Origin of the sequence: Roseovarius sp. D22-M7 (assembly GCF_037083785.1) — a bacterium.
GTDB lineage: Bacteria > Pseudomonadota > Alphaproteobacteria > Rhodobacterales > Rhodobacteraceae > Roseovarius.
Map to the genome: position 1 here is coordinate 1 of NZ_JBAPKY010000156.1, position 1,553 is coordinate 1,553.

3 protein-coding genes are annotated in these 1,553 nt (G+C 60.4%); all 3 read right to left on the reverse strand.

The window, feature by feature from the left end; all coding sequences use genetic code 11:
- Nucleotides 1-400: 400 nt before the first annotated feature.
- Genes V8324_RS21760 through V8324_RS21770 form a run of 3 tightly spaced genes read right to left on the reverse strand, consistent with a single transcriptional unit; the run spans nucleotide 401 to nucleotide 1,432 of the window.
- Nucleotides 401-907, reverse strand: coding sequence for an anthrone oxygenase family protein (locus V8324_RS21760; protein ID WP_336421975.1), 507 nt, complete (start codon nucleotides 905-907; stop codon nucleotides 401-403).
- Complete coding sequence (locus V8324_RS21765) at nucleotides 883-1,167, reverse strand: hypothetical protein (RefSeq protein WP_336421976.1); 285 nt, start codon at nucleotides 1,165-1,167, stop codon at nucleotides 883-885. The genes V8324_RS21760 and V8324_RS21765 overlap by 25 nt, the downstream gene beginning before the upstream one ends.
- Nucleotides 1,157-1,432 carry a hypothetical protein gene (locus V8324_RS21770; RefSeq protein WP_336421977.1) on the reverse strand — a complete coding sequence of 92 codons (276 nt, stop codon included), beginning with the start codon at nucleotides 1,430-1,432 and terminating at the stop codon, nucleotides 1,157-1,159. The genes V8324_RS21765 and V8324_RS21770 overlap by 11 nt, the downstream gene beginning before the upstream one ends.
- Nucleotides 1,433-1,553 lie beyond the last annotated feature (121 nt).

Sequence of the window (1,553 nt, forward strand, 5' to 3'; positions counted from 1 at the left end):
CACCGCGGCTTCCACCTTGGGAAGATTTCCAACGCGGGCCGAGGAGGCGCCAACAGGCACCGTTGCAACACCGCCCGCATCGAAAATCCTTCACCTTTCCGGACATTCGAGCTTGGTAACCGTTGCTGCGGCGCGGCCGTCAGAGCCGCCATTCGCTGCGCCCGCTCAAGCTGTGAATGGCGAATTCACAAACCTTAGACTTCGCTGCCATTGCATCCAGCACCGCGAAAGGCTGCTTGATCGAGTGTTGCGAACATTCGCCCGAATCGCATATCTTCTGGTCTTGTTGCGCGGTGGCGGAGATGCGACTTCCACGGCAGGGCTCGATAGTGTTTCGGCCTGATTTTACGCTTCGGGCGGCTTTCCAAAGATAGCCGCCCACCCCCCTGTTGAGCGGTCATTAGGTCTGCACGTGGGCTTGTGCCATCCACAGGAGTCCGAAGAGCAGCAGGGCTGCCGACAGGCCGCAGGCTATCGTTCGGACGGTGTTCCAGTAGGTCCAGCGCGGCAGGTAGGTGCCGGTCCAGTAGGCGCGGGTTGCGTCCTCGCTCGGGTCCATGCCGGCCAAAGCCTCGTTCATCGGTACATTGAAGAAAACGGTGACGCCGAAGCAGCCGACCAGGTAAATCCCCCCCGCGGCGAGGATCAGCGTACCAGCTGGATGGTCGAGGTGAGTTGCGCCAAATCCGACAATTGCGAGCGACACCGCCGCCATGCCGAGAAACAACGCCATGAAGACCCAGCGGAAGACCTCGCGATTGATGACCGGCATGGCCTCCACGCCAGCCGAGCCGCCAGTGTGCGACAGCGACCGCATGATGAAATCCGAAAAGGCGAGGAAAACGCCGCCGACCAGCGCATAGGCGAGGATGGCGAACTGGATCAGCATGAAGAAGAATGTGGACATTTGAAAATCTCCTGGAGCGAGAGAGGTCGACGCGCATGGGGTTTCGTCGGGGAAGGGGCGGGCTGCGCTTTTCCGCGGCTCTGGTCTGGGCGATGCAGCAGCAGATCGAAGTCGGAAACCGCAAGATAGGCACCAAGAATGACGGCATAGGCCAGCATCGTGATGAGCAGGATGACGATGAAGATCGAGAACATTGCTTTGCTTTCTTGAAGAAGTGTCAAGGAAGGGGCGATAGCCCCTGCCATGGGGTCATGCAGCACTTGCCCAGGCCCCCGATTTGGCGGCTTGGATGGCATATGTGGCAAAATCGCGTGGCGGGCGCCCCAGCGCCTTCTGCACCCCGTCACAGACCTGCGCATTACGCCCGTCCAGTGTTTCGCGTGCGATGGCGGTGAAGACGTCGGCCACGAACGCGTCGCCGGACGTGGCGATTGCCGCGTGGAACGCCTCGAAGCTGATCGGGATGTGCCGGATCGGGCGACCAATGGCGTGGCTCAGCGCGTTCGCCATTTCGGCGAAACTCATCAGGCGTGGGCCGGTTACTTCGTAGAGTGTGAATCGGCATGCAAAAGTGACCCACCTGGGTGGGTTATGATCATCTAAAACTGACCCACCTGCCACGTTAGCATCCGTGCGTTCATGCACG